The 25,253-nt window shown below is 74.1% G+C and carries 25 protein-coding genes and 1 pseudogene; 8 read left to right on the forward strand and 18 right to left on the reverse strand.

What is annotated here, in order from left to right:
- Nucleotides 1-1,572: a pyridoxal phosphate-dependent aminotransferase gene (locus BBH68_RS34870; protein ID WP_065967789.1), complete on the reverse strand. Its 1,572-nt coding sequence runs from the start codon at nucleotides 1,570-1,572 to the stop codon at nucleotides 1-3.
- Between the two features lie 53 nt (nucleotides 1,573-1,625).
- Nucleotides 1,626-2,582, reverse strand: coding sequence for a TauD/TfdA family dioxygenase (locus BBH68_RS34875; RefSeq protein WP_079151401.1), 957 nt, complete (start codon nucleotides 2,580-2,582; stop codon nucleotides 1,626-1,628).
- 210 nt (nucleotides 2,583-2,792) lie between these two features.
- On the opposite strand from BBH68_RS34875, the gene BBH68_RS34880 reads away from it, so the two are divergent.
- On the forward strand, nucleotides 2,793-4,391 hold the full coding sequence (locus BBH68_RS34880) for an amino acid adenylation domain-containing protein (protein WP_065967790.1): 1,599 nt from the start codon (nucleotides 2,793-2,795) through the stop codon (nucleotides 4,389-4,391).
- Nucleotides 4,381-5,448, forward strand: a complete 1,068-nt coding sequence (locus BBH68_RS34885) for a GNAT family N-acetyltransferase (protein ID WP_065967791.1) — start codon at nucleotides 4,381-4,383, stop codon at nucleotides 5,446-5,448. The genes BBH68_RS34880 and BBH68_RS34885 overlap by 11 nt, the downstream gene beginning before the upstream one ends.
- A 7-nt stretch (nucleotides 5,449-5,455) precedes the next feature.
- On the opposite strand, the pseudogene BBH68_RS34890 reads toward BBH68_RS34885, so the two are convergent.
- Nucleotides 5,456-5,806: pseudogene (locus BBH68_RS34890) on the reverse strand (nuclear transport factor 2 family protein); the annotation flags it as partial.
- A 167-nt stretch (nucleotides 5,807-5,973) separates the two neighbouring features.
- Between BBH68_RS34890 and BBH68_RS34895 the strand changes: the two are divergent.
- The gene (locus tag BBH68_RS34895) at nucleotides 5,974-6,957 is read left to right on the forward strand and encodes a LysR family transcriptional regulator (RefSeq protein WP_079151402.1); all 984 of its coding nucleotides are present in this window, start codon (nucleotides 5,974-5,976) and stop codon (nucleotides 6,955-6,957) included.
- On the opposite strand, the gene BBH68_RS40065 is transcribed toward BBH68_RS34895, so the two are convergent.
- The 4 genes from BBH68_RS40065 to BBH68_RS34910 all read right to left on the reverse strand — a co-directional run bounded on the left by BBH68_RS40065 (nucleotide 6,913) and on the right by BBH68_RS34910 (nucleotide 8,880).
- The gene (locus BBH68_RS40065) at nucleotides 6,913-7,119 is read right to left on the reverse strand and encodes a hypothetical protein (RefSeq protein WP_076971239.1); all 207 of its coding nucleotides are present in this window, start codon (nucleotides 7,117-7,119) and stop codon (nucleotides 6,913-6,915) included. The genes BBH68_RS34895 and BBH68_RS40065 overlap by 45 nt on opposite strands.
- 18 nt (nucleotides 7,120-7,137) lie before the next feature.
- Nucleotides 7,138-7,479 carry an ArsR/SmtB family transcription factor gene (locus BBH68_RS34900; protein WP_065967792.1) on the reverse strand — a complete coding sequence of 114 codons (342 nt, stop codon included), beginning with the start codon at nucleotides 7,477-7,479 and terminating at the stop codon, nucleotides 7,138-7,140.
- 162 nt (nucleotides 7,480-7,641) lie between these two features.
- Complete coding sequence (locus BBH68_RS34905; protein WP_065967793.1) at nucleotides 7,642-8,655, reverse strand: NAD-dependent epimerase/dehydratase family protein; 1,014 nt, start codon at nucleotides 8,653-8,655, stop codon at nucleotides 7,642-7,644.
- 3 nt (nucleotides 8,656-8,658) lie between these two features.
- On the reverse strand, nucleotides 8,659-8,880 hold the full coding sequence (locus BBH68_RS34910; RefSeq protein ID WP_245738451.1) for a hypothetical protein: 222 nt from the start codon (nucleotides 8,878-8,880) through the stop codon (nucleotides 8,659-8,661).
- 295 nt (nucleotides 8,881-9,175) lie between these two features.
- Between BBH68_RS34910 and BBH68_RS34915 the strand changes: the two genes are divergently transcribed.
- Nucleotides 9,176-10,636, forward strand: coding sequence for a PepSY-associated TM helix domain-containing protein (locus BBH68_RS34915; RefSeq protein WP_065967794.1), 1,461 nt, complete (start codon nucleotides 9,176-9,178; stop codon nucleotides 10,634-10,636).
- Between the two features lie 129 nt (nucleotides 10,637-10,765).
- The gene (locus BBH68_RS34920) at nucleotides 10,766-11,755 is read left to right on the forward strand and encodes an LLM class flavin-dependent oxidoreductase (protein WP_065967795.1); all 990 of its coding nucleotides are present in this window, start codon (nucleotides 10,766-10,768) and stop codon (nucleotides 11,753-11,755) included.
- Nucleotides 11,756-12,079: 324 nt separating this feature from the next.
- Here BBH68_RS34920 and BBH68_RS34925 read toward each other — a convergent pair whose 3' ends face one another.
- Nucleotides 12,080-13,114 (reverse strand): DNA topoisomerase IB, encoded by a 1,035-nt coding sequence (locus BBH68_RS34925; RefSeq protein WP_065967796.1) that lies wholly within the window; start codon nucleotides 13,112-13,114, stop codon nucleotides 12,080-12,082.
- A gap of 216 nt (nucleotides 13,115-13,330) precedes the next feature.
- Here BBH68_RS34925 and BBH68_RS34930 point away from each other — a divergent pair, with 216 nt between their 5' ends.
- From BBH68_RS34930 to BBH68_RS34940, 3 genes are all read left to right on the forward strand, one after another.
- The gene (locus tag BBH68_RS34930; RefSeq protein WP_065967797.1) at nucleotides 13,331-14,236 is read left to right on the forward strand and encodes an SDR family oxidoreductase; all 906 of its coding nucleotides are present in this window, start codon (nucleotides 13,331-13,333) and stop codon (nucleotides 14,234-14,236) included.
- Between the two features lie 319 nt (nucleotides 14,237-14,555).
- The gene (locus BBH68_RS34935; protein ID WP_065967861.1) at nucleotides 14,556-15,836 is read left to right on the forward strand and encodes an SGNH/GDSL hydrolase family protein; all 1,281 of its coding nucleotides are present in this window, start codon (nucleotides 14,556-14,558) and stop codon (nucleotides 15,834-15,836) included.
- 112 nt (nucleotides 15,837-15,948) lie between these two features.
- Complete coding sequence (locus BBH68_RS34940; RefSeq protein WP_065967798.1) at nucleotides 15,949-16,500, forward strand: MarR family winged helix-turn-helix transcriptional regulator; 552 nt, start codon at nucleotides 15,949-15,951, stop codon at nucleotides 16,498-16,500.
- Nucleotides 16,501-16,623: 123 nt separating this feature from the next.
- Here BBH68_RS34940 and BBH68_RS34945 read toward each other — a convergent pair whose 3' ends face one another.
- The 10 genes from BBH68_RS34945 to BBH68_RS34990 form a co-directional block, all read right to left on the reverse strand.
- Complete coding sequence (locus tag BBH68_RS34945; RefSeq protein ID WP_065967799.1) at nucleotides 16,624-17,655, reverse strand: aromatic ring-hydroxylating oxygenase subunit alpha; 1,032 nt, start codon at nucleotides 17,653-17,655, stop codon at nucleotides 16,624-16,626.
- 1 nt (nucleotide 17,656) lies between these two features.
- On the reverse strand, nucleotides 17,657-17,890 hold the full coding sequence (locus tag BBH68_RS34950) for a recombinase-like helix-turn-helix domain-containing protein (protein WP_065967800.1): 234 nt from the start codon (nucleotides 17,888-17,890) through the stop codon (nucleotides 17,657-17,659).
- Nucleotides 17,891-17,907: 17 nt separating this feature from the next.
- Nucleotides 17,908-18,852 carry a PDR/VanB family oxidoreductase gene (locus BBH68_RS34955; RefSeq protein WP_065967801.1) on the reverse strand — a complete coding sequence of 315 codons (945 nt, stop codon included), beginning with the start codon at nucleotides 18,850-18,852 and terminating at the stop codon, nucleotides 17,908-17,910.
- A 13-nt stretch (nucleotides 18,853-18,865) separates the two neighbouring features.
- Nucleotides 18,866-20,491, reverse strand: a complete 1,626-nt coding sequence (locus BBH68_RS34960; RefSeq protein ID WP_065967802.1) for a thiamine pyrophosphate-binding protein — start codon at nucleotides 20,489-20,491, stop codon at nucleotides 18,866-18,868.
- Nucleotides 20,492-20,502: 11 nt separating this feature from the next.
- Entirely contained in the window at nucleotides 20,503-21,294 is a 792-nt protein-coding gene (locus BBH68_RS34965) for an SDR family oxidoreductase (RefSeq protein WP_065967803.1), read from the reverse strand.
- A 72-nt stretch (nucleotides 21,295-21,366) separates the two neighbouring features.
- Nucleotides 21,367-22,116 (reverse strand): SDR family oxidoreductase, encoded by a 750-nt coding sequence (locus BBH68_RS34970; protein WP_076971238.1) that lies wholly within the window; start codon nucleotides 22,114-22,116, stop codon nucleotides 21,367-21,369.
- Nucleotides 22,109-22,630 (reverse strand): cupin domain-containing protein, encoded by a 522-nt coding sequence (locus BBH68_RS34975; RefSeq protein WP_065967804.1) that lies wholly within the window; start codon nucleotides 22,628-22,630, stop codon nucleotides 22,109-22,111. The genes BBH68_RS34970 and BBH68_RS34975 overlap by 8 nt, the downstream gene beginning before the upstream one ends.
- Nucleotides 22,631-22,635: 5 nt before the next feature.
- Nucleotides 22,636-23,508 (reverse strand): alpha/beta fold hydrolase, encoded by an 873-nt coding sequence (locus BBH68_RS34980; RefSeq protein WP_079151403.1) that lies wholly within the window; start codon nucleotides 23,506-23,508, stop codon nucleotides 22,636-22,638.
- Nucleotides 23,505-24,308: an aspartate dehydrogenase domain-containing protein gene (locus BBH68_RS34985; protein WP_065967805.1), complete on the reverse strand. Its 804-nt coding sequence runs from the start codon at nucleotides 24,306-24,308 to the stop codon at nucleotides 23,505-23,507. The genes BBH68_RS34980 and BBH68_RS34985 overlap by 4 nt, the downstream gene beginning before the upstream one ends.
- Nucleotides 24,305-25,243, reverse strand: coding sequence for a VOC family protein (locus BBH68_RS34990; RefSeq protein WP_065967806.1), 939 nt, complete (start codon nucleotides 25,241-25,243; stop codon nucleotides 24,305-24,307). Before BBH68_RS34990 ends, BBH68_RS34985 begins: the two co-directional genes overlap by 4 nt.
- Between the last annotated feature and the right edge of the window lie 10 nt (nucleotides 25,244-25,253).

The following is a 25,253-nucleotide window of genomic DNA, read 5'->3' on the forward strand; positions in this document are numbered from 1 at the left end:
TCAGCGGCTCGCGGTGGCGGTGAGGTGGGCGCCCAGCCTGTCGATGGCGGGCGACAGCTCCTCCCACGGGCGTGCGGTGGTCACCCGCATCACCGCGCCGGAGAAACAGAAGGTGAGGATGCCGGGGAAGAGGGAGACCCCGGTCTCCCGCAGGATGTCGCGGAAGCAGCGGTAGGAGTCGTCCCAGTCGGGGAACTCCACGGCCGTGTTGATGGAGAACCGCGGCGGCAGCACGCGCGCGGAGATGTCCGCGAGGCGGACGGTGGCCGCGTCGCGCAGCGCCGTGAGGTCCTCGATCCGGCGCAGCCGGTCCGTGCGGTAGGCCCGGTAGGCCTGTCGCAGGCGGTCGAGGCCGAGTCCGTAGGACGCCTCGAACTCCTTGAGCTCGGCCGGCCCGGGGTCCTCCACGCCGGTGATGAGCCACCGCTCCATGCGGGCCAGCACTTCCACGACGGTGTAGAAGAACGAGGGTGGCCCGCCGAAGGACGAGGACGCGTACTCGTAGTACTCGGCGATGAAGGCCGGGTCGGCGAGGAACCAGCCGGCCTTCAGCCCCGGGGCCGACCAGGTCTTGGAGAGGCTGGAGACGCGCACCACATGGGGCGCGCCGCGGGCGGCGGACCGCTCCTCGTAGGTGCCCAGCCACTCGTGGCACTCGTCGAGCACGATGACCGTGGACGGCGAGGCCGCCCGGATCAGCCGGGCGAGCCCCTCCTCCGTGACGGCCGCGCCGGTGGGGTTGCCCACGGTCTGCAGCAGCACCAGCGGGGTGTCGGGGGTGAGGGCGTCGATGAGCGGCTCGACGGAGGTCCGGCCGTGCTCGCTCGCCAGCGGGACCAGCCTGACGCCGTGCCGCCGGGCCACCGTCTCGACCAGCGGCGGGTAGTTGGGGGTCGCGCACAGCGCGGGGGACCCCGAGGGCGGGCGGCCGTGCAGCACGAAGTCCGCCAGGGTGCTGACCGCGAAGGTCCCGCCCATGGTCATGGCCACGTGTTCCGGGCCGTACCGCAGGCCGTCGAGGCGGGCGCTCTCGTACGCGGCGATCGCCTCCCGCGCGGGGTGGCGCCCTCGCGAGTCGGAGTAGCCGTACCAGTCGCGGTCCAGGGCGTAGCGGATGCATTCCTTGAGGCTCTGCGGCAGCCCCCACCGTTCCTCGTCCACCGCTCCGCTGGAGAGGATGTAGCGGGCGCTGTCCCTGAGTTCGCCGTAGAGGTCGTCGCGGAAGTACCAGTTGAACAGCTCCTTGACGAAGCGGACGGTGGCCCGGGAGCGCAGCACGTCGTCCGGCTGGACCGGGCGCAGCGGGCGGCTGGCCCGCCATCGCTCGGCGAGGTGCGGGTGCCGGGCGTGGCCGCGCAGTTCGTCCTCGACGCGGCCCAGCCACAGGTCGCGCAGTTCCAGCGGGTTGTCGGGTTCGCGGGCCCGGGCGAAGACGTCGAGGACGCGTTCGTCGACGCGGGGCACGAAGCTGTCGCTGACGCCACCGGGACGCGGGGCGCGCCCGGCTGTCTCGAGGGCGTCCCGTGACATGTGCCGGGGCCGGGGGGCCGGGGCGGGGTCGAAGAGGGTCATCGGCTTCCCGTGTGGAGGGGGGCGGTGGACGGGCGGCGCTGTACGGGGCGTGGCTAGCGGATGCGGAGCCGCTTGAGGTGCCGCTGCCGGCGCGGGGGTGTCGCGGAGCCCGCGGTCCTGCCGTGGAAGTAGTACGTGTTGTCGATGACGACGAGCAGTCCCCGGCGCCACCGCACGCCCGTGGCGGGCCCGGGCTCGTACATGGCGGTCAGCAGCTCGCGCAGCGCCCCGTTGACCGTCTCGGCGTCGCGGGCGGGCCCGGTGTGCGTCCACCGGAGCTCCTGGTCGAGGAAGTCCCGGAAGGAGAACACCCAGTGGCCGTCGACGCGGCGCGCGACCGGCGGGGCCTCGGAGCTGTCGCGGTAGCGGGTGCGCGAGAGCAGGTCGAGGGTGTCCGGGGACAGCCGGCGCGCCACGTCCCGCATGGGGACGAGCACCGTGTTCGCGTGGTGTGCGTCGTCCCCGGGGTCGACGCACATCAGCACGATGTAGCGGGGTTGTCTGGCGGGGGCGGCGCCGCTGCTCTCCGAGTGGAGGGAGAGGGAGTTCCTGGCGAAGGGCTGTAGCGACACGTCCCGGGTGGGCGCGTGTTCGCTGCGGAGGTTGAGCACGACGCCGTCCTCCACGTACGGCCGCACCGCCGGGTCGGTCTCCGGGGTGGCCGTGCCCAGGAAGGCGCCGAGGGCGAGGAACCGGTCCTGCGGCAGTGGCTCGTCCAGCTGGATGGCGGCCAGGCCCCGGTGCCACAGCTGCTCGGTGACCTCCCGGTGCAGGCCGTCGCTCCCGGCGGGGCCGTTTCCCGGGGCCGGGGTGGTGTCCGGGGCCGGGGTGGTGTCCGTGCCGGGCAGCCGCAGTCCGTTGCCCAGCAGCACCTCCCGGGCGGCGACGTGGGGGTCGGACGGTGTCGCGCGGAAGCTCCCGTGGACCACGGTCTCGCGCGCCGTGGGGCCGGCTCCGGGTGGCGGTGGCGCGCTCCGGGTTTCCGGGCGGGCGTGGGCCGGCTGTTCCATGCCTCACTCCTTGGGTCGGTGGGTCAGGGAGGAATTCGGCTCAGCACGGGGAACGACGCTAGCGACACCCGCGGAATCGCCGGGGAATCGCGGTGGTCCCGGCCGAATCGGCGGCGATGCCCGGTCAGTTACCCGGGAATTCCCGGAACGTCGTTAGGTTGTGGCTCCTGCCGGCGCGTCCCCACACCTCGTGAGCAGGAAGGAAGCCCCATGAGTCGCCTGGAGCGCATGGTCAGTTCCCAGGCCGCCGAGACCCCGGGGTCGGTGGCCGTCGTCTCCTCGGACGAGCGCCTCACCTATCTCGAGCTCGAGGAGCGGTCCAACCGGCTGGCCCAGGCGCTGCGCGCCCACGGCTTCCGCCCGGGAGAGCGGGTCGCGCTGCTGTCGCCGAAGAGCGCCCGCACCATCACCTATGTGCTCGGTGTGCTCAAGGCCGGTGGCGTGTGTGTCCCCATGGACACGGCGTCGCCGGTCGAACGGCTGCTCATGATCGTCCGGCGCATCGGCCCCTGCTGGCTGCTGGCCGACGACGTGGGGACGGACCTGCTCCCGGGCCTGCTGGACAAGGTGGCCTCCGAGGTCGTGACGGGGCTGTGTCTCCCCGGGGGCGAGTCCGCGGGCCCGGCGCACCGCCCGGTGGTGGACGCGGCGGCGGTGGCCTCCGCCTCCCCCGCTCCCCTGGACCCCGGGGCGGACGACTCCGCGCTCGCCTACATCCTGTTCACCTCGGGGTCCTCGGGAGAGCCGAAAGGGGTGTCGCTCACCCACCGGTCGATCGCCCACTTCGTGCGGTGGGCGAACGGACACTTCGGCATGTCCTCCGACGACAGGGTGGCCTGCCATCTGCAACTGCACTTCGACTTCACCCTGTGGGACGTCTACGGCGCGCTGAGCTGCGGGGCCGGGCTCCACCTGGTGCCCCCGGCGGCCGGGCTCCTCCCCTCGACCCTGGCCGACTTCCTGCGGGACTCCCGGATCACGCACTGGAACACCGTGCCGTCGGTGCTGTCGGCCATGGCGCGGTACGACGTACTGGCGGCGCGGCCCCTGCCCGACCTGCGGCGCGTGGTGTGGGGCGGGGAGGTGTTCCCGCCCCACGACGCCCTGCACTGGAGGCGGCGGCTGCCGCAGGCGCGGCTCACCGGGGTGTACGGCACCACGGAGACGGCGATCGCGAGCACCTACCACACGCTCGACGCCGCGCCGTCCGAGGACGAGCCCCTGCCCATCGGGGTGGTCATCCCCGGGGAGTCGGTCACCATCGTCGACAAGGACCTCACCCCGCTGCCCCAGGGGGCCGTCGGTGAGATCGTCATCGGCGGGGCCGGGGTGGGCCCCGGGTACTGGAACGACCCCGAGCGGACCGCGTCCGCCTTCGTGGAATTCCCGCCCGGGTCGGGACACCGGGCCTACCGGACCGGCGACCTCGGCTCCCAGGACGAGCACGGCGTCTTCCACTTCCACGGCCGCGCCGACCGGCAGGTCAAGGTCAACGGCTACCGGATCGAACTCGACGAGATCATGACCGCGCTCAACGCGCTCCCGGGGGTGGCCGCGGGGGTGACCGTCGCCGTGCCGGACGAGACCGGCCGGCCGCGCATCTGCGCCGCGTACTCCCTCACCCCCGGCACCGCCCTGACCCCGGTCGAGCTCCAGGAGGCGCTGTCCCGCGCGCTGCCGTCCTACATGCTCCCGGCCGCCTGGGCGGAGGTGGATCCGATGCCCGTCAGCCCGAACGGAAAGATCGACATACGAGCCCTTCAGGGGCGTTTCGCCGCGCGGGAAGGGGCGGTCAGCCATGACGGTTGAGCAGGTCGCCGGGGTGCCCGGCATCACCATCGACTCCTACCGGGCCGAGGACCTGGCGGACGCGGTGGCGTTCCAGGACTCGCTGTGGCGTGGCGGCACGGAGGGGGGCACCCGGTACTTCCACTGGAAGTACCGCGACAATCCGCATCTGGACCACCGTTATGTCGTGGTCGCCCGCGAAGGTGGCCGCGTCGTCGGCATGGTCGGTGTGTTCGGGTCCCTCTGGGAACACGAGGGCCGCACCTACGCGCTGCCGTGCCTCACCGACACCATCGTCGCGCCGGAACACCGCGGGGGGCCGCTCTTCCTGGCGATGATCGACGAGGTGGTGAAGCGGCTGGCGGCCGACGGGGTGCCCTGGCTGCTGGACTTCGGCGACCAGGGCGCCGCGCCGGCGATGCTCATGGCCGGGTGGACGCAGATCGGCCCCTGGGGCCAGGCGGTCGTCGAGCGCGAGGAGGCCCTGTTCGAACGGCGTCCCTGGCCCGAGCTGCCCGCCGTGCGCGGCGCCCGCTCGGGGGCGGTGGTGCGGGCGGTGTCCACGCCGGACGCGGAGGCGATGGCGGACCTCGTCCGCCGGCTGCCGCACGGCTCCGGGATCCGCGCGGTGCGGGACGCGGAGTACTTCCGGTGGAGGGCGGCCAACCCGCTGGCCCGCTACTTCCACCTGGAGGCGGGCGACGACACCATGCGGGGCTTTCTCATCGGCCACCGGTCCGCCGTCGACCCGGACGACGCCCACACCCCGACCACCGTCGTCGACTGCGAGGCCGCCACCGACGACGTCTTCGCCGACCTCGTCGCCTTCGCCCTGGAACACCTGCCCGGCAGGGAACTGCTCATGTGGACCCGCGACCTCGGCCCCGAACGGGTCGGCATCCTGCGCTCCCTCGGCGCCCGCCTCCAGGAACCCACCCACCGCTTCACCGAGGACCTCTACCTGCCGAACCTGATGATCCGCACGACGGGAGCCACCCCCTGCGCACCCGCGCCGGAGCTCATGCGCTCCCCGGGCTTCTGGAACGTCCACGGAGTGTCCGGACGAGCCTGGCGGTGAGCGGCCTCTAGCCGTGCTTGTGGTAGGCCTTGTTGGCTATGCGCCAGGCGCCGTCGACCCGCGCCAGGAGGAAGACGTCGGTGAAGGTGTCCGCGCCGTGCCGGAGCGTCATGGTCGCGGTGGCCACGGTGTGATGGACCTCGACGGAGTCGATGCGGCGGGAGCGGGTCGGCTCGTCGGGGGCCGGCCGGCCGTGGAAGAGGGCGCAGTACTCGTCCAGGGGCCAGGAGACGGAGGCGCCGTCCCGGATCCCCTCGATGTGGGCGGTGGGCAGGAACGCGTCGCGGAAGTGTCCGGGGTCGCCCGTGGCGTGTCCGCGGATGTACGCGCGCAGCGGCTCCAGCACGGCGTCCGCCACCCCCGAGCCGGCGGCGGTGTCGGCGGAGGTGTGGGCGGGGGTGTCGGCGGGGTTGGTGTGCGGTGTGGTCATGCATGCACAGTGGCGCACGGCGAGCGCTGCGACAAGCGCGGATTTCGCAGGCCGGCTCTGCGCCGTGCGCATACCGGGACTAGACTGCCGGGCCCATGGAACTGACTGTGTGGCGGACCTTTGTGACCGTCTGCCGCCTCGGGTCGCTGTCGGCGGCGGCCGCCGAGCTCAACCACACCCAGTCGGCCGTCTCCCGGCAGATCTCCGGGCTGGAGCGGCAGCTCGGCGTGGCGCTGGTGCGGCGCCACGCGCGCGGCGTACGGCCGACACCGGCCGGCGAGATCTTCCAGCGCCACGCCCTGGCGACGCTGAGGGAGGCCGATCGCGCCGTTCGCGCGGTACGGGACTTCCGCGACGGGGCGCCCGTACGACCGCTGGCCGTGGGCGCGACGCCGTCGCTGGCCGCGGGGATCGTTCCGCAGGCGATCCGGGGTCTGCTGGAGCGGTCCGGCCCCGTCCGGTGGAGCCTGCTGCCGGGCCTGAGCGCGCACCTCCACGACCGGGTGATCGCCGGTGATCTCGATGTCGCCGTGGTCACCGACGCGCCACCGGGGCTCCCCCATGATCCGCGTCTCGAACGGCGGTTCCTGGGGACGGACGAGATGGTCGTCGTGTTGCCCCTCGGCCACCCGCGGGCAGGGCAGGGCCCGGTGGCCATGCGGGCGCTGGCCGACGAGACCTGGGTCGAGGACAACGACGGCTCGGCGGCGCTGCTGCGCCGGCAGGCGGCCCGCGCCGAGGTCACCGCCCGCATCGATCTCGCCGCCGCCGATCTGCACGGCAAACTGGCCCTGGTGGCGGCGGGCCACGCCATCGCGCTGGTCCCCGGGGTGCTGAGGCGCGCGCTGCGGGCCGATGTGGCCACCGTGCCCCTCGTCGATCCCCCGACCCGCGGCCTCTACACCCTCACCCCGCGGCAGGACCCGCACCCGGCCACGGCCGCCCTGTTCGAGCAGCTCACCACGGCGTGCGGCGAGGCTCGTCCCACGTCGACGTCATCGGGATCGCCGGCCCGGGCCGGCGGCGGAACCCCGTCATCGCCCCCTGAAAAGCCCTATGTAGGACGAGGCGAGGCTTGAGACCAGCCAGAACGCCCCGTAGCCGATGCCGATGATGATCAGCACCGCCAGCGCGCTGTCTATCTTGCCGGTCGGCGTGATCGGAGGGCGGTGCTCATGGTCGTGTGAACTCACCCGTTCAACATACGACATGAAGTAGGTCTGTGTGGGCGACTTGTTCATGCTTCCGCGGCCGGCGGTTCACGCGTCCGCCTCCAGGCGGCCGGCGGCGACCAGCGCCGACAGCAGACCGGGGAAGCGTTCTTCCATCTCGTCGACGCGCAGCGCGTTCATCTTGGTCGTCCCCACGTAGTACTGCCGGATCACGCCCGCTTCCCGCAGCACGTTGAAGTGGTGGGTCAGGGTCGACCGGGAGACCTGCACGTCGAACGTGCCGCAGCTCATCTCGCCCCGGGCCCTGGCGAGCTGGGACACCACCGCCCGCCGCACGGGGTCGACCAGGGCCTCCAGGAGCTGCTGCAGCGAGACCTCCTCCACGGAGGGGTGCTCCACGGTCCTGGGAGAGGTTCGGGGGCGGGCCACGACAGACTCCTTGGGGCGGCTTTCCGGACCGGCTTCCGGGGCGGCTTTCCGGGGCGGCTTTCCGGGGCGGCTTTCCGGCGGACAGCGCCATCGTACGACCCTCGTCGAAATAGCGGCGGGTCACGCCCGGGGGCGGGGCGCTCCTCACGGTGCCGGAGCCGGTCATTCCGCGCCCAGCCCGTCGCGCCAGCTCGGCCGCCCCGGCCTCCAGCCCAGCGCCGTACGGGCCCGGCCGTTCGCCGCCCCGCGCGCCGCGGTGAGCTGATGGGCGACGAACCAGCCGAGCAGCCGGGGCGCGAGCGCGGCGGGGACCGTGCGCGGAGCCGGGCCGCCCAGCGTCCGGGCGTAGTGCGGAAGCCACTGGGCGGCCGGGGCGGGCTCGTCGTCCGTCACCTGGAAGACGCCGGTGGCCTCCGACTCGACGGCCGCCACCGCCGCGCCCACGGCGTCCTCCACGTGCAGGAACGAGGTGATTCCGGCCGCGCCCTCGGGCAGCGGGAGCCGCCCGGCCAGCACCGCCTGCCCGGTCGCGCCGGTACGGGCGTACGCGGTGCCGGGGCCGTACAGCGTGCCGTACCGCAGCACCACCCCCGCCGGCCCCGGGCCCGCGGACCCTGGCCCCGCCGGCACCACCCCCGCCGGCACCACCCCCGCCGGCACCACCCCCGCCGGTCCCGCGCCCGCCGGTCCCGGGCCGTCCAGCACCAGCCGCTCCAGCTCGGCGACGGCCCGTACGGTGGCGGCCCAGCCGGGGTCCGGGGCGTCCACGTACAGCGGCGCGTCCTCGTCGAGGACCGGCCCACCGACCGGGGCCGCCGCGAAGGCGATGCTCTGCGCGACCAGCCGCCGCGCCCCGGCCTCCCGGGCCGCCTCGACCAGGTTGGCGGTGCCCTCGGTGCGCAGCCGGGCGGTCCGCGCGAAGGCCGCCGCGGGGTCGTCGCGCAGCAGCCGCAGCGCCGTCATCTGGTGGACGACCGCCTCGGGCCGGACGGCCGCCACCGCGGACAGCAGGCCCTGGCGGTCCAGGGCGTCGGCGACCACGACCGCGTCGGCGTCCGGGGCCTTCGCCCGGGACTCCTCCCGCACCAGCGCGCTCACCTGGTGGCCCCGCGCCCGCAGCGCGCCCACCAGCGGGTGTCCGACCACTCCGGTGGCCCCGGCGACGAGTACCCGCACGGCTCAGCCCTCCCCACCGGCAGAGGCGGGGGTGCGCACCCGCATCAGCAGGCGGCACTCCTTGTCGCCCTCGCGCAGACAGCTCGTGGCCCGGTTCTCCGCCAGGGTCACGCCGAGCCCTTCGGACCAGCCCGCGTGGACGTCGGTGCGCGGGCACCGGTAGCCCTCCAGCGAACCGGCCATCCGCACCATGGTGATGGCGAAGTTCCGCCGCAGCGTGAGCACGATCAGATCCTCGCCCGCCACCTCGGTGGAGGCGTTGCGCAGCTCCTGCGAACCTGTCGCGCATCACTCGTTTGAGGACCTTTCCGGTGGCGCCCTTGGACACGTCGTCGGGTCTCGTCCGCAGGGCCCGGGCCACCGGGGGGAACCCCGCGCCGGCGAGGGCGGCGTTGACTCGCGGTGCGCTGTGGCACAGTTCACACAGGCCGCCCGGAACTCACCCGCCGGCGCGGCCGACGACTCACATGGCGCGGCTCAGAGCCCGCCCGCCCACCTCGCCCCGAGCCAGGAGTCGTCCATGTCCCCCACGCCCCTCGCCCCCGCCACGGGCCGCTCGTCGGACGAAGGGTCTCCGGCCGGGACCGGCGGGTCCCTGTGGTCGGGCCTGCGGCCGCTGGTCCTGCGGCTGCACTTCTACGCGGGCGTGCTCGTCGCGCCGTTCCTGCTGGTCGCCGCCGTCACCGGGCTGCTGTACGCCGGATCCCTCCAGGCCGAGAAGATCGTCTACCGCCATGAGCTGAGCGTGCCCGCCGGGGACCGCGAGCTGCCGATCTCCCAGCAGGTGGCCGCCGCCCGGAAGGCACACCCCGAGGGCGAGATCAGCGCCGTGCGGCCGTCGCCCGAGGACGGCGCGACCACCCGGGTGCTGCTCTCCGGTGTCAAGGGAGTCGACCCCGACCACACCCTGGCGGTGTTCGTCGACCCGTACACCGGCGAGGTGCGCGGGGCGCTGGAGCAGTACGGCTCGACGGGCGCCCTGCCGCTGCGGACCTGGATCGACGAACTCCACCGCGATCTGCACCTGGGGGAGGTCGGCCGCCTCTACAGCGAACTCGCCGCCAGCTGGCTGTGGTTGATCACCCTCGGCGGTGTGCTGCTGTGGCTCGGCCACCGCCGCGGGCGGCGCACCCTCCGATCCGTCGCCCGGCCCGACCGCACCGCCACCGGCCGCAGGCGGACCATGTCCCTGCACGGGGCGGTCGGGCTGTGGGCCGCGCTGGGGCTGCTGTTCCTGTCCGCCACCGGGCTGACCTGGTCCACGTACGCCGGGGCCAACATCACGGACCTGCGCGCCGCGCTGGGCCAGACCACCCCGGCCGTCTCGGCCACCGTCGGTGCCGGTGGCGAACACGCGGGACACCACATGGGCTCCGGGTCCATGCCGGGCATGGACATGGGCGGTACGGAGGGCGGGGCCCGGCACAGCGCGGACGTCGGCCTGGACGCCGTCCTGAAGGCCGCCCGCGCCGAGGGCCTGGACAACCCCGTGGAGATCGTCCCGCCCGCCGAGCCGGGCAGCGGATACGTGGTCAGCCAGATCCAGCGCAGCTGGCCCGAGAAGCAGGACTCGGTGGCCATCGACCCGGCGACCGGCGAGGTCACCGACGTCCAGCGGTTCGCCGACTACCCCGTGCTCGCCAAGCTGAGCCGCTGGGGCATCGACCTCCACACCGGAGTCCTCTTCGGCCCGGTCAACCAGATCGCCCTGGCCGCCCTCGCGCTCGGGCTGATCCTCCTGATCGTGTGGGGCTACCGCATGTGGTGGCAGCGCGGCCGCGCCTCCGCCTTCGGCCGCCCCGTCCCGCCCGGCGCGTGGCGGCGGGTGCCGCCGTACGCCCTGGTCCCCCTGGCCGCCACCGTCGCCGTGGCCGGCTACTATCTGCCGCTCCTCGGCATCCCGCTGGCGGCCTTCCTGGTCCTCGACCCGCTGCTGGCCCGCCTGCCCGCCGTGTCGCGGCGGGTGTCCGGTCGCCGATGACGGGGCGTGCGGCCGGGCGTGCGGGCCGGACTCGGAGCGCGGCCGATGACGGGGCGTGAGGGCGGGGCACGCGGGCCGGACTTGAGCGAACAGGCGCGTGGCGCAGTCCGGCCCTCCTATGCTCGGCGCATGATCGAGACACCGCTCTCCGCGCTGGAAGTCGCCATGGTCCAGACCGGCACCCGCGCCGTGGACACCCTGCGGGACACCACCGCGTTCGCCCGGCGTCTCGACGCCCTCGGCTACCTCCGGCTCTGGTACGCCGAGCACCACCACTCCCCCGCCATCGGCGCCTTCCCACCCGTCGTCCTGACCGCCCACGCCGCGGCGTCCACCTCGGCCATCCGCCTGGGCTCGGGGGGCGTGCTCGCCCCCAACCACGCCCCCATCATGCTGGCGGAGCAGTTCGGCACCCTCGCCGCGCTGCACCCCGACCGCATCGACCTGGGCATCGGCCGCGGGCCCGGCACCTTCGACGAGTCCACCGCCCGGGCCCTGCGGCGCGGGGCCGGACCGACGACGGACGACGAGTACCGGGAGGACGTGGCGGCCACGCTGCGCTTCCTGGTCGACGAGGTGGCGCTCGGCCCGCTCCCGGAGCCATGGCTGCTGGCCTCCAGCACCGCCGGCGCGGCGCTCGCCGCCGAACTCGGCCTGCCCATCGCCTTCGCCCATCACATCCGTCCCGACTACACCCTCGCGGCGCTGGACCACTACCGCGCGCGCTTCTCCCCCTCCCCGTGGTGCGCGCGCCCGCGCGTGCTGGTGTGCGTGGAGACGGTGTGCGCCGAGACCGAGGAGGAAGCGGTACGGCTGGCCGGCCCGATGGACGTCGTCAAGGCCGGGCTTCTCAAGGGGCGGAGCGACATACCCTTCCCCTCGCCCGAGGAGGCGGCCGCGCACCCGTTCACCGCGGACGAGCGGCGGGCGCTGACGGCGTTCCGGGCCCAACAGGCGCACGGCACCCCCGACACCGTCGTACGGCGCCTGGCGGAGGTGGCGGAGGCGACCGGCGCGGACGAACTCATGCTGTCCACACCGGTCTACGCGTTGGCCGCCCGCCTGCGGTCGTACGAACTCGTCACACAACACGCCACGGCGCCATCGGCGAGGCCGTAGGGGGTGTCTCCCCGATCTCTGTGGGCCCGCGACGCCTGGCACGCTCCCCCAGCTACCGCTGGGAGGAGCCCCCTCTCGCTGCGTTGTCGGGCCCGCCCGAGTAGGCCCGCCCCCAGCTACCGCTGGGCGGGGGTACCTCCCGGCCGAAGGCTGGGGGCGCCCCCGCGAGGGCGACCCTCCGCCTTGCGATCGCACGCGCCCCCAGCTACCGCTGGGCGGTGCCCCCTGACGCCGCGGGCCCCGCGGCGGCAGCCGCTGATGTCACCGTCACAGAGATCGAGGAGACACCCCCTAGCGCCGACCGGCCGCCCGTGCCCGCCCTCCTCACGGCTCCCGGGGTGGGCGCCCGTCCCGGAGCATGCGCAGTACGGCCCGTTCGGCCGGGCCCTGGGTGGCGGGGACGCCGTATGTGCCTTCGTCGCCCAGGTGCGGCAGCGCGGCGGCGACGGTGACGCCCTCCTCGTACAGCTCGATCACCCGCGGGTTGATGTAGGAGGCCCGGCAGACGGCGGGGGTGTTGCCGAGGTATCCGGACACCTCGCGCGCCGCCCGGGCGATGGCGCGGCGCCGGGCGGTCTCGCTGCGGGCGACGGGCTCGGAGACGGCCAGCGCCACGGCGGCCATGACGGTGGCGTGCCAGGTGCGGAAGTCCTTGGCGGTGATGTCCAGGCCGACCAGTTCCTTGAGGTACGCGTTGACGTCCGCGCCGCTCACGTCGTGCCAGGCGCGTCGCTCCCAGTAGGCCAGCAACCGGCTACCGCCGCCCCGGCGGCGCCGCAGGGCGGTGAGACTGCGGCAGGCGGCGGGGTCCACGACGGTCCGCACGATCTCCTTGCCGTGCTTGCCGGTGTAGCTGAACAGCACCGCGCCCCTCCGGCAGCGGGAGTGTTCGCGCAGCAGCGTGGTGAGGCCGTAGCTGTTGTTGAGTTCGGCGTAGCGGTCGCTGCCGATGCGGAAGAAGCCGAGGTCCAGCAGGCGTACGGCGGTGGCGAGGACCCTTCGCCGGGTCAGCCCGCGGTCGCGCAGATGCCCCTCGACGGCCTCCCGCATCGCGGGCAGGGCCTCCGCGACGTCCAGGACGTGCTCGTGCTTGGCCTGTTCCTGCTCGGCGCGGAACCGCGGGTGGTACAGATACTGGCGGCGCCCGGCGGCGTCGGTGCCCACGGCCTGCAGATGTCCGTTGGGCCGGGCGCAGATCCACACGTCCCGCCAGGCCGGCGGTATCACCAGGCCCCGGATCCGGTCCAGTTCCGCGCGATCGCGCAGGGGCTCGCCCTGTGCGTCGAGATAGCGGAAGCCGCGCCCATGGCGCAGTCGGCGGTACCCGGGCTCGGTAGGACGGCTGTGGTAGAGACGCACCCCGACCTCCCTCGTTCCGTGGGGACGGGGTCCGCGTACCCCCTGTCGGCGCGGCACACACGGCGCGTGATCGTGGAGGGGCGACGAGAAGGGGCGACAAGAAAGATCGGCCGAAAACCGGTTGCGGGACACCGAACCGGGCACTCGGCCCGCGCAAGCACGGCGGCGGCCGCCCCGGCCCCGCCGTGAACGGAAACCCTGGCGGAAGGAGGAGCCTTGCAGCCCGAGCACGGACAGTCCGCACCGCAGGTCGTCTCCGAGCCGGCCCCGCCCTACGACTCCGACAAGCAGCAGCGGCCCGGCCTGGAGGCCGATATGCGCACCGCGCCGCGCTACCGGGCGAGTCGGTATCGCGCCAGTGGCAAGCTGCGGGACAAGGTCGCGCTGATCACTGGTGGCGATTCCGGTATCGGACGGGCGGTGGCCCTGCTGTACGCGCGGGAGGGCGCCGACGTGGCCGTCGTCCATCTGCCCGACGAGCGGGTGGACGCGGAGCAGGTACGGCGCGAGGTGGAGGAGCACGGCCGGCGCTGTCTGCTGGTGGCCGGCGACCTCAAGGACCCGGAGTTCTGCCGCGACGCGGTCGAGAGGACCGTGGCCGAACTCGGCGGACTGAACATCCTGGTGAACAACGCCGCCTACCTCAACAGCAAGCTGGAGCTGGAGCAGCTCACCGCCGAGGACTTCGACCGCACGTTCAAGACGAACGTCTACGCGTACTTCCATCTGCTGATGGCGGCGCTGCCCCATCTGGGGCCCGGCGACGCGGTCATCGCCACGGCCGCCGAGGAAGCCCTCAAGGGCAGCACGACGATGATCGACTACGCGGCGTCCAAGGCGGCGTTGATCACGTTGACCAAGTCCGTGGCCATCCATCTGGCCCAACGGGGCGTGCGCGCCAACGTGGTGGCGCCCGGTCCGACGTGGACACCGCTCAACGAGGCGGACCAGCACATGCCGCCGGACGGCCTGGCCCACATCGGCAGCGAGGCGCCGCTGTCCCGCGCGGCCCAGCCGGAGGAGATCGCGCCGACGTACGTCTACCTGGCTTCCGACGCCGACTCCAGCTACACGGTCGGTGAGGTGATCGCCGTCACCGGCGGCATCGTCGACACGCGATGAGCCGTGGCCGACCGGCCCGGTGCGCACCCCGACCGCGCACCGGGCCGGAGCGCGTTCCCGGCCGGTGGCCGGCCGCGACGGGGAAACCCCAAGAGCAGGCGGGGAAGTCCCATAAGCACCAGAGGCATTGACGCGCCCCGGGAGACGCTTATCATCCATGACATCCGACGGACCGAAGGGTGTTCATGCGTCCAGCCTTTGGGAGCGCTCCCATGACGCCAGGAGGGAAACTGCCGTGCGTGGATGGTCCGTACGCGAGGACACCCGAGGACTCCGGCCGCTGGCGGCGGCGGTGCTCGCCACCGTCGTGCCCGCGGTGATGCTGGTGTCCGGCGCCCGGGGCGCCGAGGGCCCGGCCGACGAGGCCACGTCCGCGCCGCCCACGGGCACCCACTGGGTGGGCACCTGGACCGCCATGCCCCAGCTGACCGAACCGGGCAACATGCCGCCCGCGCCCTTCACCCAGGACGGCACGGTCCTCGCCGACAGCACCCTCCGGCAGACCGTGCACGTGACGGTGGGCGGCGGCCACCTGCGGCTCCGCTTCTCCAACGCCTTCGGCGGGGCGCCGCTGCCCATCACCGGCGTCTCCGTGGCCGCTCCGGCGGACGGCCGGGCCGGTGTGAGCGGGATCAGGCCGGGCACGTCCCGGCCGGTCACCTTCCACGGCCGGGCCGGGGCGATGGTGCCGACGGGCGCTCAGGTGGTCTCCGACCCCCTGGACTTCCCCGTGCCGGCGGGCTCGAATCTGACCGTGACCACGTACCTGGCCACGGGCCAGCGGTCCACCGCCATCACCTCCCACCCCGGTTCGCGCACCACCTCCTACCTGCTGCGCGGCAACCATCTCGAGGCCACGGACCTGGCGGGGGCGACGCCGGTCGACCACTGGTACTTCCTGAGCGGCGTCGAGGTGTGGTCGCCGGCGCGCACCCGGGCCACCGCCGTGCTGGGCGACTCGCTCACCGACGGCAGGGGCTCCACCACCAACCACAACGACCGCTGGACCGACCGGCTGGCGACACGTCTGCGCGCCGACCGCAGGACGGCCGGCACCGCGGTGCTGAATCAGGCGGCCGGCGGCAACCGGCTTCTCCACGACGGGCTGGGCCCCAGCGGCCTCTCCCGGGTGGACCGCGACGTGCTGGCGCAGCCCGGCGTGCGCTCCCTGATCGTCTTCGAAGGCGTCAACGACATCGGGACCGCCCCCGCCACCCCCGAGGCACAACAGGAGGTCGCGGAGCGGCTCATCGCCGCCTACGACCAGATCATCATGCGCGCCCACGCCCAGGGGATCCGCGTCTACGGGGCCACCCTCACGCCGTTCGGCGGCAACCTCGACTACGACGACCCGGCCGGCCACCGGGAAGCGGCCCGGCAGCGGGTCAACGACTGGATACGCACCAGCGGGCGGTTCGACGCGGTCGTGGACCTGGACCGGGCGGCGCGGGACACGGACCGCCCCGGCCGGCTCCGCCCCGACCTCGACGTGGGCGACCACCTGCACTTCAACCCCGAGGGCTACCGGGTGCTCGCCGACGCCTTCCCGCGCTCCCTCTTCCTGGACCGGCCGCTGCCGCCCGGCTTCGGCTACACCTGAGACCGCGCGACGGCGGCCACGCCTCTCAGGGCTAAAATTTCTCCGGGACGCGCGGGGACCACGGGGACACCCACCCCGCGTCCCGCGACATGACGAGCCGCGAAGGGATGACATGGCTCAGCGCAGGGCGCATCGAGCGGACGCCGTGGCACGGATCGTGGAGGACTGGGCGCGCGAACGGCCCGGTCTCGACACGTCGCCGCTGGAGGTCCTCGCCCGGCTGCACCGCGCCTATCTCCAGTACCAGTCGCGGCTGACCGCGCAGATCGAGAGGCACGGTCTGTCCGTCGCCGGCTTCGACGTGCTGACGGCGCTGCGCCGGTCGGGCGCCCCGTACCGGCTCACCGCCGGGCAGCTCGCGGCCTCGGGGCTGATCTCGTCGGCCGGGGTCACACTCCGCCTCGACCGGCTGGAGAAGGACGGGCTGCTCGTCCGTGAGCGTGACGCCGGCGACCGCCGTGTCGTCTACTCGCGGCTCACCGACGCCGGGTTGCGGAAGGTGGACGAGGTGTTCACCGAGCACCTCGAGAACGAGCGGCGGATGCTCGGCGGGCTCTCGCTCGCCGAGCGCCGACAGCTCGCCCGGCTGCTGTCCGGGCTGGAGCGCTCGATCGTCGACTCCGACGCGGCGGACGAGGACCGGCGGGAGGGCGCGGCGGGCTGACGGGCGGGCCGCGCCCCCGACGGGGAGATCCACTGGACGGGGGCGGACCTTCCCGAAGGCGCCACCGGCGACCGCCGCGTGTCGCCGCCCGCCCCGCCGTCCTGCCTTCGGGCGGCTCGCCCGTCAGGCGGCCGGGTCCGGGGCGGCCGCCGTGGACTGCCGCGCCGCCTCGGCCTGGTACAGCCGCCGCAGGCGGACCACGCCCAGGTCGTGCTGGTAGAGGTTCTCCCGCTGGTCGGCGTCGGCGGGCATGGCCTCCAGGATGACGCGGTCCTGTTCGAGGACCTGCCAGTGGCGTTCCTCGATGAGCGTCTTGTAGAGGAAGCGCCAGGTGTCGCGCTGCCATCCGGCGACCTCGCGGTAGCGCCAGAAGAAGACACCGGTGCGCCCGGCGTCCACCGGGCAGACCATGCCGACGATGCCGAACACGCCGCCCGGCCCGGCCGACGGCGGGTACGGGATGGACAGGTCCACCCAGTCGACACCGGTCCGGCACAGCTCCACCCAGTCGAAGTTGACCCCGCGCTGGTCGGTCTTCTCGAAGAAGTAGCCGCGCGCCGTCTCGCGGATGCGGAACTTCGCCGTGGTGTCGCCGTCGAACATGGTGTGCGACTCGTGGTGCAGGAAGGCCCCGTGCATCGGGTCGAGGAGGTTCTCCATGGCGTAGCGCCACGGCACGTTCCACTCGGCGTAGCACAGGAAGGAGGACACGCCGGGGTCGGTGAGCGGTTCGGGGAGGGTCAGCTCCACCGGCTCCGGGTGCTCCTCGTCGCCGAAGTACGCGAGGATCGCGCCGCCCACCTCGCGGACCGGCAGGGACCGGACGAGGGTCTTGCCCTCCAGGTTGCAGCCGGGCAGGCCGGGCACGGAGGTGACCGTGCCGGAGCCGTCGACCTCGACGCCGTGGTACCAGCAGGCCACCCGGTCGCCCAGGTGTTTGCCCAGTGAGAGGGGGGCGCCGCGGTGGGGGCAGCGGTCGGCGAGCATGGACAGCGTGCCGTCGGCCTTGCGCATCAGGAGCCAGTCCTCGCCGAGGGCGGTGACCTTGCGCAGGCCGCCGGGGTGCACGAAGCGGGAGGGGACGACGGGGTGCCACTGGTTGCGCAGGCCGTTGGCGTAGATGTGGCCGGCGGTGTCGTGGGTGGAGAGGGTCATGTCAGGCTCCCAGGCGGTGCATCTCGGCGCGGAAGGTGTCCTCGGTCCAGGGCTCGCCGGACGGTGTGCGGACCTGGCGGGCGTTGAGCCCGGCGACGGCATCGGCCAGGCCGTGGCCGTCGTGGGTGAAGATCTCTTCGAGGGTGCGGGCGAGCTTCAGCTCGTAGGGGGTGGGTTCGTGGTCGCGGGTCTGGTGCGGGGCGAGATACGGCCAGGTGGTGGGGTCGGTGGTCATGGGGCCCTCCGTACGGGTCACAGATCCAGGACGAGGCGGCCCGAGGCGCAGCGGGAGACGCAGAGCATCATCGTCTCGCCGCTGGCGCGCTCGGCCTCGCTGAGCAGGAAGTCGCGGTGGTCGGGGGTGCCGGCGAGCACGCGGGTCTCACAGGAGCCGCAGATGCCGTCGCGGCAGGAGGAGGTGACGGGCAGTCCGGCGCGCTCGGCCGCCTCCAGGACGGAGGTGTCGGCGTCCACGGTGAGGGTCACGCCCGAGGCGCGGCATTCGACCTCGAAGGCGGTGTCGTCGCCGGTGCGCGGGGCGGCGGGGGCGGCGAACCGCTCGATCCTCAGCCGGCCCGCGGGGCAGGCCTCTTCGACCGCCTTGAGCAGCGGTTCGGGTCCGCAGGCATAGACCAGGGCGTCGGCCGGCAGGTCGCGCAGGGCGGCCGCCAGGTCGGGGTGGCCGTGCTCGTCCTGCGGGACGCGGGACACCTCACCGGTGAGCTGGGCCAGTTCGGCGCCGAAGGCCATGGTGGCGCGCGACCGGCCGCCGTGGACCAGGCGGTAGGGGATGCCGTCGCGGTCCGCCTGCCGGGCCATCGCCAGGACGGGGGTGATGCCGATGCCGCCGGCGAGGAAGACGTACGAGGCGGCGGGCTCCAGGGCGAAGTGGTTGCGCGGGCCGGTGGCCCGGACGGTGTGGCCGGGGCGCAGGGTGGTGTGCACATGGCGGGAGCCGCCGCGCGAGGCCGGCTCGTGGAGGACGCCGAGGCGGTAGGTGGTGGGGTCGTCGGGGTCGCCGCACAGGCTGTACTGGCGGACGTGCCCGCCGACGTGCAGGTCCAGGTGGGCGCCGGGGGTCCAGGCGGGGAGGGGCTTGCCGTCGGGCCGGACCAGTTCGACGGAGAGGACGCCCTCCGCCTCCCAGGTCATCCGGCGGACGAGGAGGTCGAGTCGGGGTTCTTCGGGGGTGGTCACGACGGTGGCCTCCTTACGCGGTGGGGACCTTGACGGGCGGGGTGAACGGGCGCTTCATCGGGCCGAGGGCGGCGAGGTCGACCTCGACGAGGGTGGGGCCGTCGGCGGCGAGGGCCGCTTCCAGGACGGGCGCGGCGTCGGCCGGCGCGGCGACGCGGGCGTACGGCAGGGAGCAGGCGGTGGCGAGCCGGGCGAAGTCGGGGGTGCACAGGTCCACGCCCGCGCGGCGTTCGCCGTACCGGTCCTGCATGTTGCGCAGCACCCCGTATCCGCCGTCGTTGAAGACGAGCAGCGTGAGGCGGGGGCGCTCCTGCGCGGTGGTGAGGAGTTCGCCGAGGTGCACGGCGAGTCCGCCGTCTCCGGCGATCACGACGGTGGGCTGGTCGGGCCGGGCGAGCGCGGCGCCGATGCCCATGCCGAGGCCCTGCCCGATGCCGCCGCCGCGGGGGAAGATGTTGGCGCGCGGGTCGTGGACCGGCAGCAGCCGGTTGCCCCAGGAAGACGACGGGATGGTGACGTCGCGGGCGACCACCGCGCCGCGCGGCAGGGCGGCGGCGAGGGCGTCGCAGAGGGCGGCCTGGGGGCCGATGTCCTCGTGGAGGGCGGCGCGTACGTCCTCGCGTACGGCGGTGACCCGGGCCGTCCAGGCGGTGTCGGCGCGGGCCGCGGCCTCGGTGAGGGCGGGCAGGACGGTGGCGGCGTCGCCGTGCAGGGCGTGGCGGGCGGGGTAGACGCGGCCGAGGGCGGCCTCGTCCACGTCGATCTGGATGTGCGCGCCGGGGAGTTCCAGGCCGTAGTCGGCGGTCTCGTTGGAGCGGAAGTGGGTGCCGATGGTGACGAGCGCGTCGGCGTCGGCGAGCAGGGCGCGGCAGGCGGGGGTGGTGGCGAAGTTGCCGAGGACGAGGGGGTGGTCCTCGGGGACGGCGCCGCGCCCGGAGTTGGAGCTGAGCAGCCCGGCGCCGGTGGTCTCGAGCAGCGCGAGGAGTTCCGGGCGGGCGTGGCGGGCGCCGCCGCCGGCCCAGATCAGCGGGCGCCGGGCCGAGGCCAGCAGCTCGCGGGCGGCGGCGAGTCCGGCGGCGTCCGGACGGGGGGTGTCCGGGGCGGGGGCGGCCTCGCCGGTGTCCTGTTGTGCCGCGTACTGGAGGTCGATCGGCCACTCCACGCTGGCGGGCCCGCCGGGGGCGGCGAGCGCCGCCGCGGTCGCCTCGCGCAGGATCCGCCCGGCGTCCCGGGGCGAGGGGACGGTGGCGGCGTAGGCGGACACCGCGCGGAGCATGCCGAGCTGGTCCCTGGTCTCGTGGATGAAGCCACGGCCGCCGCCCAGGTAGGCCGATTCGATCTGCCCGGTGATGTGCAGGACGGCCGTCCCGGAGGACAGCGCCTCGATGAGGGAGCCGGCCGCGTTTCCCGCTCCGGTGCCGGTGGAGGTGAGGGCGCAGCCGATCGAACCGCGGGCCCGTCCGTAGCCGTCGGCCGCGTTGACGGCGGTGGCCTCGTGCCGGACCGGTACGAAGCGCAGGTGGCGGTCGACGGCCTCGACGAGGGGCAGGTTGTGCACGGACACGATGCCGAAGACGGTGTCGATGCCGAGGGACTTCAGGTGGGCGACGAGGAGTTCGCCGCCGTTGGTGTACCGCATGGGCAGGCTCCTCACAGGATGCCGCGGCCGACTCCGCCGCAGACGTCGATGCTGGTTCCGGTGATGTAGGAGGCGCGCGGGGAGAGCAGCGCCAGGATCGCGTAGGCGACCTCCTCGGGGCGGCCGAGGCGGCCGAGCGCGATGCCGCGGTCGGCGGCGAGTTCGGCCTGCCATTCCTCGTAGGTGAGGCCGCTGTCGGCGGCGGCGTGCCGGCGGGTCCACTGGCCGGTGTCGACCAGGCCGAGGCACACGGAGTTGACCCGGATGCCCTCGGCGGCGAGTTCGGTGGCGAGGGACTTGGAGAGGTTGAGGATGCCGGCGCGGGCGGCGCTGGTGGTGATCAGGCGGGTCTCGGGCTGTTTGGCGAGGACGGCGTTGACGTTGACGACGGCGGCGGTGTCCGAGGCCCGGAGGTGGTGGCGCGCGGCGGTCAGCGGGTTGAGGACGCCGGCGAACTTCAGCTCCAGTTCGTCGCGCCAGTCCTCGGCGGTCGTCTCGTCGAGTCGCTTCATGCGGGACTGGCCCGCGTTGTTGACCAGCCCGTCGAGCCGGCCGCCGAGCCGTCGCGCGGCTTCCTCGGTGAACCGTCGTACGGCGTCGGCGTCGCGGACGTCGCAGGCGCCGGTGAACAGCCGGTCGGGCTCCGCGCCGAGACGGGCGGCGGCCCGGGCGAGCCGCTGGGGGTCGCGGCCGCAGGTGGCGACGCGAGCGCCCTCGTCGAGCAGGGCGCGGACCGTGGCCAGGCCGACGCCCGAACTGCCGCCGGTGACCAGTACGGTGCGGTCGGCGAGGCCGAGATCCATGGCGTACTCCTTGCGGATCGTTGCGGATCGTTGCTGTTGCGGGGGCCTCCCCCGGGGTCGGCCGGGGGAGGTTCAGTGCATGGTGAAGCCGCCGTTGACGGCGATCACCTGGCCGGTGAGGTAGCGGGACTCCTCACCGAGCAGGAAGGAGACGAGGCCGGTGAGGTCCTCGGGCCGCTGCGGCCGGGAGATGGCGCGGCGGTCGGCGTAGAGCGCGTGGCGCTCGGGCGGGACGGTCTCGGTGGCCTCGACCTCGGTGAGGCCGGGGGCGACGGCGTTGACGGTGATGCCCCGCTCGCCCAGTTCGCGGGCCATCGCGCGGGTGAGGGAGATGACGGCGCCCTTGGAGGCGATGTAGTGGGCGAGGCGCTCCGAGCCGTACAGGGCGGCGTCCGAGGCGATGTTGACGATCCGGCCGGGCCGGGCCATCAGGGGCAGCAGGTGTTTGGCGACGAGCCAGGGGCCCCGCGCGTTGACGGTCATGATCAGGTCCCAGGACGCGATGTCGAGGTCCTGGAACTCCCTGCCGCCCACGCCGTTGGCGAGCGCCGCGTTGTTCACCAGGCCGTAGACGGGGCCCGAGGCGGCCAGCCGGTCCGCGAGCGCGGCGGCGGAGGCCGGGTCGGCGACGTCGAGCGGGGCGAACTCGGCGGCGCCGCCCGCTCGGCGGATCGCCGCCGCGGTGCGCTCGCCCCAGGCGGCGTTGATCTCGGCGACCACCACGCGGTACCCGTCGGCCGCCGCCCGGCGGGCCATGGCCTCCCCCAGGCCACGGCCCGCCCCGGTCACCACGACCGTGCGCCGGGTGGCCGGCTCAGTCACGGGAGACGCCGTACAGCGGCGAGTACTCGGGGTAGGTGGGCACCTGCGGCTTCCGGGTGCCGATGATCACGCAGAACAGCGCGTCGGTGTCGCCCTCGTTCTTCAGCGAGCGGGTGACGCCGGCCGGCACCACGATCATGTCGCGGTAGCCGAGGGTGCGGTACTCGACCTCGTCGGGGCCGCGGTGGATGCCGACGCGGACCCGGCCCTCGAGGACGAAGAAGGCCTCCTCGACGTCGTGGTGGGTGTGGGCCGGGCCCTCGGCGCCGGGCGGCAGCAGCATGTTGGAGAAGGTGAAGCCGCCGGAGGGGAGGATCCGGTTGTCGTTCTCGTGGTCGCCGGTGGCGCCGGAGCCGACGTAGCGGATCTGCGCGCGCCGGTACTGAGGGCCCGCCTTCTCCTGGAAGGACAGGGTGCCCCAGTCGGGCTCGCGGGAGTCCTTGGTGGCGATGAGGGAGTCGGTGTACGTGGCGAGGTCGCCGCCGTTGTCGTACTCGGTGGTGGTCAGAGGCATGAGGATCAGCCCTTCCTGCGGCTTGGTTCCGGATGGCGGGTGGGGACGGGGTCGGCGGGGAGGTGGTTCATGGGATCGGGGTCGGTGGGCATCGGGTCGGTGGCGATGTGCAGATGGGAGGCGAGCCAGGCGTTGACGTGCTCCGGCTGTTCCTGGTTGGCCAGGTGACCGGCGTCCTTGACGATCACGTAGGCGGTCTTGTGCAGGCCGCCGGCCAGGGCCTGGGAGGCGTCGGGGCCGGTGATCCGGTCCTGGTCGCCGCACAGGACGAGGGTGGGCGCGGTGACGCGGTGGAGTTCGCCGCGCAGGTCGGTGGTGGCCATGGCCTCCGCCGCGTGGCCGTAGCCGGGCAGGCGGACGGAGGCGGCCATGGTGGCGGTGACGCGCTCGACGAGCTCGGCGGGCGCGCCCTCGGTCAGCAGCCGGGGGCCCCGGGCGGCGGCGAAGGCCTCCGGGCCGAGCCGGGCCAGCTCGCCGGCCCGGGCCCGCATCGCGGCGGCCTTGTCGGGGTCGGTGCCGGAGCCCGGCGTCGAGCCGACGACCATCAGCGACGCGACGAGGCCGGGGTGGCGCACCCCGAGCCGCAGCGCGATCACACCGCCCCATGAGACGCCGAGGACATGGGCGCGGCCGCCGCGGGCGCGGATCACCTCCGCGGCCAGGTCGGCGAAGTCGTCCATGGTCAGCGGCGCTTCGGGGTCGGCCGACCGGCCGTAGCCGGGCGCGTCCCAGGCGACCATCCGGTACGTCCCGCCGAGCGCCGCGAACTGCGGGGCGAAGGCGGCCGAGGACGATCCGATGCCGTGCAGGCACAGCAGCAGCGGTCCGCCGTCCCCCGCCTCCTCCAGGTGGAGCCCCGCGGGGTCGTACGCCGTCACAGGATCTGTCCCGTCCGCCCGGCGAGCGCCGCGAGGGAGCGCAGCACCGCGTACGGAACGACCTGGCTGGTCGCCGGGTTGGCGGCGGCGGGCAGATGGCGCACCTCGAAGCGGTAGGCGCCGTGCGCGCCGCTCGCCTCGATGACGTGGGAGGTGTGCGCGGCGGCGGGGTCGGCGACGACGCTGACCCGCACCGCGTCCGGGTCTCCGACGGCGAGGGCGACGGACGCGGCGACGTTGGTCGACTTGGGGAACTTGACGGGGACGTCGCGCGCGGTGCCGGCCATCACCTCCACCGGCCCGGTGGCGGAGCGCATCCGGCGGAGCAACTCCGCGTCCATCCAAGGCTGTTCGAGGGTGGCGGGCAGCTTGGTGGTGGTCAGCCGCACCTCGTCGAGGGGGCCCATGGCGCGTACGGCCTGGAGCAGGTCGAGCCCGCCGACCGCGCCGCCGGTGAAGTAGACCCGGCCCGGGGTGGTGTGGAGGAGCTTGTCGGTCAGCGTGTCGTCCGTGAGCGCCCCGGTGGAGGCGATGAGCAGGTCGGTGCCGGAGGCGAGGATCGCCGCGCCCCATTCCCGTACGACGCCCTGGCCGGCGGCCTCGACGATCAGGTCACAGGTCTCCATGGCCTGTTCGACGGTGCGCTGCGGGGCCGGGGCCGTGCCGGCGAGGGGGCGGTTGTCGACCACGCACACCAGCTCGGCGCCCGGCACCTGGCCGGCGGCGAGGGCGCCGCCGACGACGCGGCCGATGGCGCCCCAGCCGATCAGGCCGACCTTGCGGGGGGTGGCGCGGCTCATGCGGGGACTCCTTCGGCGTCGAGGGGCGGGACGACGGGGCTGCCGTCGGGCGTGCCCGCCATGTGGGCGCGGATCAGCTTCGACGGCGGGCCGGCCGTGCCCCACAGGTCGGACAGTTCGGGGGTGCGCTGCCACACCTTGCAGATCCAGGCGTCCTCGACGACCTGGGCGACCTCGGAGGTGTACTCGCACACGAGGCCGGTGGGGTCGGTGAAGTAGGAGAAGGTGTTGTCGCCCGGCCCGTGTCGCCCGGGGCCCCAGGCGGGGGTGATGCCGTGGTGCCTGAGCCGGCCGAGGCCGCGCATGAAGTGGTCGAGCGAGCTCATCTCGTACGCCACGTGGTTGAGCGACACCCAGGGCGCCTGGTTGAACGCGACGCAGTGGTGGTCGGCGTTGCAGCGCAGGAAGGCCATCTGGTGCTCGGACCAGTCCGACACGCGCATCCCCAGGACGTCCCGGTAGAAGGCGACGGACGCGTCGAGGTCCGGGGTGTTGAGCACGGCGTGGGTGACGCCGACCGGCACGGCGGCGTCGCGGCCGCGGGGCGCGACGGCCCAGGTCTCGGCGGACAGTTCGATCAGCCGCCCGTCGAGGTCGTGGAAGCGCAGGCCGTAGCCGCCGCCCACCTGGTCGAGCGGTCCCGGCCCGGTGGCCGGGGGGATGCCGCGGGCCTGGAGCCGCCGCGCGGCCTCGTCGATCTCGGCGGGGGTGGCCACGGCGAAGGCGAGCCGTCCCAGGCCGATGCGGTCGGCGCGGGTGAGCTGGAGGGCGTGGTGTTCCTCGCCGGTGCCGCGCAGCCAGCTCGCGCCGGGTTCGGTCTCGACGACCTCCAGCCCCCACACCTCCGCGTAGAAGTCGGTGGCCTGGGTGAAGTCCGGGGTGAGCAGCTCGACCGAGCGCAGTGCGCGCAGCCGGGCGATCGGGGGGTGGGTCATGGTGGGTCTC

This window comes from Streptomyces sparsogenes (genome assembly GCF_001704635.1).
In the GTDB taxonomy this organism is placed as follows: Bacteria; Actinomycetota; Actinomycetes; order Streptomycetales; family Streptomycetaceae; genus Streptomyces; species Streptomyces sparsogenes.

What these genes read in the sequence shown, in the direction of transcription:
- BBH68_RS34870 (WP_065967789.1), bottom strand. Translation starts at nt 1,572, where the DNA reads ATGACCCTCTTCGACCCCGCCCCGGCCCCCCGGCCCCGGCACATGTCA.
- BBH68_RS34875 (WP_079151401.1), bottom strand. Translation starts at nt 2,582, where the DNA reads ATGGAACAGCCGGCCCACGCCCGCCCGGAAACCCGGAGCGCGCCACCG.
- BBH68_RS34880 (WP_065967790.1), top strand. Translation starts at nt 2,793, where the DNA reads ATGAGTCGCCTGGAGCGCATGGTCAGTTCCCAGGCCGCCGAGACCCCG.
- BBH68_RS34885 (WP_065967791.1), top strand. Translation starts at nt 4,381, where the DNA reads ATGACGGTTGAGCAGGTCGCCGGGGTGCCCGGCATCACCATCGACTCC.
- BBH68_RS34895 (WP_079151402.1), top strand. Translation starts at nt 5,974, where the DNA reads ATGGAACTGACTGTGTGGCGGACCTTTGTGACCGTCTGCCGCCTCGGG.
- BBH68_RS40065 (WP_076971239.1), bottom strand. Translation starts at nt 7,119, where the DNA reads ATGAACAAGTCGCCCACACAGACCTACTTCATGTCGTATGTTGAACGG.
- BBH68_RS34915 (WP_065967794.1), top strand. Translation starts at nt 9,176, where the DNA reads ATGTCCCCCACGCCCCTCGCCCCCGCCACGGGCCGCTCGTCGGACGAA.
- BBH68_RS34920 (WP_065967795.1), top strand. Translation starts at nt 10,766, where the DNA reads ATGATCGAGACACCGCTCTCCGCGCTGGAAGTCGCCATGGTCCAGACC.
- BBH68_RS34935 (WP_065967861.1), top strand. Translation starts at nt 14,556, where the DNA reads ATGCTGGTGTCCGGCGCCCGGGGCGCCGAGGGCCCGGCCGACGAGGCC.
- BBH68_RS34940 (WP_065967798.1), top strand. Translation starts at nt 15,949, where the DNA reads ATGGCTCAGCGCAGGGCGCATCGAGCGGACGCCGTGGCACGGATCGTG.
- BBH68_RS34945 (WP_065967799.1), bottom strand. Translation starts at nt 17,655, where the DNA reads ATGACCCTCTCCACCCACGACACCGCCGGCCACATCTACGCCAACGGC.
- BBH68_RS34950 (WP_065967800.1), bottom strand. Translation starts at nt 17,890, where the DNA reads ATGACCACCGACCCCACCACCTGGCCGTATCTCGCCCCGCACCAGACC.
- BBH68_RS34960 (WP_065967802.1), bottom strand. Translation starts at nt 20,491, where the DNA reads ATGCGGTACACCAACGGCGGCGAACTCCTCGTCGCCCACCTGAAGTCC.
- BBH68_RS34965 (WP_065967803.1), bottom strand. Translation starts at nt 21,294, where the DNA reads ATGGATCTCGGCCTCGCCGACCGCACCGTACTGGTCACCGGCGGCAGT.
- BBH68_RS34975 (WP_065967804.1), bottom strand. Translation starts at nt 22,630, where the DNA reads ATGCCTCTGACCACCACCGAGTACGACAACGGCGGCGACCTCGCCACG.
- BBH68_RS34985 (WP_065967805.1), bottom strand. Translation starts at nt 24,308, where the DNA reads ATGAGCCGCGCCACCCCCCGCAAGGTCGGCCTGATCGGCTGGGGCGCC.
- BBH68_RS34990 (WP_065967806.1), bottom strand. Translation starts at nt 25,243, where the DNA reads ATGACCCACCCCCCGATCGCCCGGCTGCGCGCACTGCGCTCGGTCGAG.